This window comes from Eggerthella sp. (genome assembly GCF_048329335.1).
Lineage (GTDB): Bacteria > Actinomycetota > Coriobacteriia > Coriobacteriales > Eggerthellaceae > Eggerthella > Eggerthella lenta.
In genome coordinates this window covers 1-3,865 of record NZ_DBFEGU010000380.1, presented here as the reverse complement: position 1 = coordinate 3,865, position 3,865 = coordinate 1, and the positions used below count along the sequence as shown (strand labels likewise).

5 protein-coding genes and 1 pseudogene are annotated in these 3,865 nt (G+C 65.7%); 2 read left to right on the top strand and 4 right to left on the bottom strand.

The window, feature by feature from the left end:
* Window positions 1–1,483: efflux RND transporter periplasmic adaptor subunit (locus ACMO6A_RS11820; protein WP_418471314.1), on the bottom strand; the 1,483-nt coding region annotated here is incomplete at its 3' end.
* Between the two features lie 216 nt (window positions 1,484–1,699).
* On the opposite strand from ACMO6A_RS11820, the gene ACMO6A_RS11815 reads away from it, so the two are divergent.
* Both ACMO6A_RS11815 and ACMO6A_RS11810 read left to right on the top strand, forming a co-directional pair.
* Window positions 1,700–2,098: an MGMT family protein gene (locus ACMO6A_RS11815; RefSeq protein WP_009304845.1), complete on the top strand. Its 399-nt coding sequence runs from the start codon at window positions 1,700–1,702 to the stop codon at window positions 2,096–2,098.
* Complete coding sequence (locus ACMO6A_RS11810) at window positions 2,095–2,619, top strand: cob(I)yrinic acid a,c-diamide adenosyltransferase (RefSeq protein ID WP_009608901.1); 525 nt, start codon at window positions 2,095–2,097, stop codon at window positions 2,617–2,619. Before ACMO6A_RS11815 ends, ACMO6A_RS11810 begins: the two co-directional genes overlap by 4 nt.
* 3 nt (window positions 2,620–2,622) lie before the next feature.
* Here ACMO6A_RS11810 and ACMO6A_RS11805 read toward each other — a convergent pair whose 3' ends face one another.
* The 3 genes and pseudogenes from ACMO6A_RS11805 to ACMO6A_RS11795 all read right to left on the bottom strand — a co-directional run.
* Entirely contained in the window at window positions 2,623–3,102 is a 480-nt protein-coding gene (locus ACMO6A_RS11805) for a hypothetical protein (RefSeq protein WP_009304847.1), read from the bottom strand.
* An 8-nt stretch (window positions 3,103–3,110) separates the two neighbouring features.
* The gene (locus ACMO6A_RS11800) at window positions 3,111–3,407 is read right to left on the bottom strand and encodes a hypothetical protein (protein ID WP_009304848.1); all 297 of its coding nucleotides are present in this window, start codon (window positions 3,405–3,407) and stop codon (window positions 3,111–3,113) included.
* Window positions 3,408–3,643: 236 nt separating this feature from the next.
* Window positions 3,644–3,865, bottom strand: a pseudogene (locus ACMO6A_RS11795) (FAD-dependent oxidoreductase); the annotation flags it as partial.

The following is a 3,865-nucleotide window of genomic DNA, read 5'->3' as shown; positions in this document are numbered from 1 at the left end:
ACCCCACCATGACGCTGCCGCCGGCGTCGACCGCGGCCATCCCGCCGTCGCCCGCCATGCCCATGCCGTCCACCGCGCCGCCCATGCCTCCGCCGACGACCACCTCGTCGCCGGCTTTCACCTGGCCCTTCACGACGGACGTGAGGCCGTCGGACGCGACGACCTCCACCGTGCGCGCGTCCATCTCCTGCGTCTCGGGGTCGGTGAGCACCATCACGAAGCTGCCGCCCGCGCCGTCGGACTGCACGGCCGAGATGGGCACCATGAGCGCGTTCTCGATGGTGGTCGTGGTGATGGTGGCCTTGGCGGTCATGCCGGGCTTGAGGCGCGGGTCGGGCTCGGCGATGAGCAGCTTCACCGCGTACGTGACGGCACCGCCCATGCCGCCGTACATGGCGCCGCCCGACGCATCGCCGGAGCCGGCCGACGTGGTGGCGATGCTCACCACGGTGGCGGGCAGCGTGAGGTCGGGGGCGGCGGTGAACGTGACCTCGGCGGTCTGATCGGCGGTGATCTTCAGGATGTCGATCTCGTTCACGTTGATGGAGACGGTCATCTGCGACAGGTCGGCGATCTGCACGGGCGAGGTCGCGGCGCTCGCCGTGGCCCCGAGCGCCTTGCCGGGCTCGATGTTCACCGCGACGACGCTGCCGGCGATGGAGGCCGTGACGGTGCGCTTGGCGGCGCGCGCGACGGCCTCGTCATAGGCGCTCTGGGCGTTCTGCAGCGCCAGGTTCGCGCTGCTGAGCGCCAGCTCGGCGTTGCGGATGGCGGAATCGGCGCCGGCCTCGTCGAAGGAGGCGCCCGACGCGTCGGAAGCCGGTGTTGCCGCGCCCGCTTCCTTGGCGGCTGCGGCGGCGGCCTGCGCCTGCTCCTGAGCCCGAGCCGCCGCCTGTTGGCCGGCGGACTTGGCATGGTAGGCGTCGTTCACAGCGTTCTGAGCCTGGGCGACGCCGTTTTTGGCCTCTTCGATGCCCTGGGCAGCCTGCTTCACGGCCTTGTCCAGATCGTCGTTGACCACCGTGAACAGCGTCTGGCCCTCGGCCACCGCATCGCCTTCGGCTACCAGCACCTCCCCCACGATACCGTCAACCTCGGACGTGGCGCTCACCGAGGCGACGGGCTGCAGGTTGCCGGAAGCCGACACCGTTTCGACGAACGTGCCCTGCTCGACGAAGGCCGTCTGCGGCGCCATATTCTCCAGCGCCTTGGCCGCCTGATCGGCGGAATACCAGGCGAACGCGCCGCCCGCCACGGCGAGCACCGCCACCGCGGACACGATGCCCACGACGATCTTGCGTTTGCGCTGCTTCTTGCGCTTCGCCTTGAGATCGTTGAACGCCCGCATGTCGGCGAGCGCCTCGGCGTCGACGAGATCGGTTGGCCTTGGAAAGCTCCCAATTGCATCGAAGGCGCTCGACTGAGCGCTCAAAGGCTCGGCGCCATCCGAGCCCCCCGGACGACGGTTGCTGATCGGATCCATCTACTACCTCCCGTGCGAAAGAAGCGGGGGCGGTTCTCGAGGAACAGCCGTGCCTCAATCATAAGGGGGATCGTAGGAAAAGGGAACCCGCAATCGTCTGTTCGTTTCGTGCTCGCGCCAGACAAGCGTCAACGGCGGCGCGCAAGGCTCACGCGCCGTACAAGGTTGCCGTATACTGAAGCGAAACGACGGGCGGAAGCGAGGAGCGAAGAAGGCATGGGGGATTTCTCCGACAGGGTGTTCGAGGTGGTGCGGCGCATACCGCGCGGGAAGGTGGCCACGTACGGGCAAGTGGGGCGGCTCATCGGAGCGCCGCGGTCGGCGCGCTACGTGGGATATGCGCTGCGCGCGAACCCCGAGCCGGGAGCCGAGGTCAACAGCATCCCCTGCCACCGCGTGGTGTTCAAGGACGGGGGCCTGTGCAAGGGGTTCGCCTTCGGAGGCCCCGAGGTTCAGCGCGAGATGCTGGAAGCGGAAGGGGTCGCGTTCGCCGACGATGCGCACGTGGACATGGGCGCCTGCCTGTGGGACGGCCGCATGGACGACGCCGACGACCCGACGCTGCCCATGGCGCCGCCCGAGGACTTCGATTGGGAACGGGAGCTGGGAGCATGACGATGGAGCAGGGATACGTGCAGGTGTACACCGGCGACGGCAAGGGCAAGACCACGGCTGCCGTCGGATTGGCGATGCGGGCCGCTGCCGCAAACCTGCGCGTGTGCTTCTGCCAGTTCATGAAGTGCGGCCCCACCGGCGAGCTCGACGCGTTTCGCCTGTTCGGCGATCTCATTGCGTGCGAACAGTTCGGAACGGGCGACGAGTTGAGCGCACCCGATGCGACGGCGGACGCGCAGGCGGCGAAGCGGGGCCTGGCCGTCGCGCGCGACATGATGCTGAGCGGCGCGTACGACGTGGTGGTGCTCGACGAGGCGAACGTCGCCGACAGCCTGGGCTATTTCGGGCCCGACGCGCTGGTGGACCTCGTGCTCGAACGGCCCGAGAACGTTGAGCTCGTCGTCACGGGCCGCGGAGCAAGCGACACGCTCACAGCCGTCGCCGACCTCGTCACCGAGATGCGCGAAGTGAAGCACTACTACGAGGAGGGCGTCCTCGCCCGCCGCGGCATCGAGTTCTAGCGATCAGTACAACAGTGCGCCTGTTCGAACATGGTTGAAGTTGACCGAAGCGTGGTTTATGGACTGCGCTGCACGAGCCAAGGCACCGTCCGCCGTCACGACGGCATGCTGCGCATCAACGAGGTGCAGAAGCGAGCAGTCCCCGACGCCCAAATAGCGATACTCGTTTCGATTCGCCGCTACGACGCTCTCGACATATCGCTCGTCGAGGCGGTAGACGGCTCCTTCATCAAGCAGCTCGGCGAGGATGGTCGCTTCACTGGAATTTGCCCCATGCCCGTCTTTTCCGCAAATCAGATTCGAACACTCGGTTATGATGTTGGGTGTGACCAGCAAGCGATCGAAATCGTTCAGAACACCGCAAAGAACGTCGAAGTCCTCCTTGCAGTATTCAGCGACATGCTTCTTTCGTCCCAGCAACCGAGGATCGTTCAAACCCACCACGAGTACGAGCAGCAGGTTTGCGTCGATGATCCCTTTCATGACGCCCGTTACTCGTACGAGACGACTTCGCCGCTATCGTCCGAGATCGTCACCGTCTTGTACGTGCGCAAGTCACGAAGAGGCTCTTGGTTGCCGAACACCATGCCGTTCGCATTGCTCCGGCGGTCGATCTCGCGGACGAATCCGACGCCGATCTCCCAGCAATTATGCGAATCGTCGAAACGCGTCGATTCGATGGCGAATCCCGATCCGCTGAGAAACAAGGCTTTCTCATCCGGCTTCGTGAGCGTTTCCATATCCGCCGTGTAAGCCGCTGCCTTCTTCGCAGCCTCTTTCACATCCATCGCTTGCCCCTCTCGATCCAAAAGAACACTCGATCCCATGACGGCCTCCCTCACTATAGCATCCTCAGCGCACCTGCTCCACGTTCTTAGTATAGAGGGCCCGTCTCACGTTTCGATGGCGCAGATCTAGCGAAAAGCACCACGGAACCTTATGCGGATCCGACGCGAATCCAACGCGGTTTCCACGAAAGCAGCCTTCGTTTCCAACGCGGATTCGACAGGATTCCAACGCGGATCTAGCGCGATTCGAACGCGTCCGCGAGGACGCGGGCCACGCGCAGGCCGTCGCAGGCGGCGCTCATGATGCCGCCGGCATAGCCCGCGCCCTCGCCGCAGGGGTAGAGGCCGCTTTCGGGCGCGTCGTCGGGCGCGCCTTCCACCCGCGCTTGCAGCGCGTCGTCGCGCACGATGCGCACGGGGCTCGAGCTGCGCGTCTCCACGCCGGTCATCACCGCATC

Coding starts and splice junctions, on each gene's coding strand:
- ACMO6A_RS11815 (WP_009304845.1), top strand. CDS start 1,700: ATGGGGGATTTCTCCGACAGGGTGTTCGAGGTGGTGCGGCGCATACCG.
- ACMO6A_RS11810 (WP_009608901.1), top strand. CDS start 2,095: ATGACGATGGAGCAGGGATACGTGCAGGTGTACACCGGCGACGGCAAG.
- ACMO6A_RS11805 (WP_009304847.1), bottom strand. CDS start 3,102: ATGAAAGGGATCATCGACGCAAACCTGCTGCTCGTACTCGTGGTGGGT.
- ACMO6A_RS11800 (WP_009304848.1), bottom strand. CDS start 3,407: ATGGATGTGAAAGAGGCTGCGAAGAAGGCAGCGGCTTACACGGCGGAT.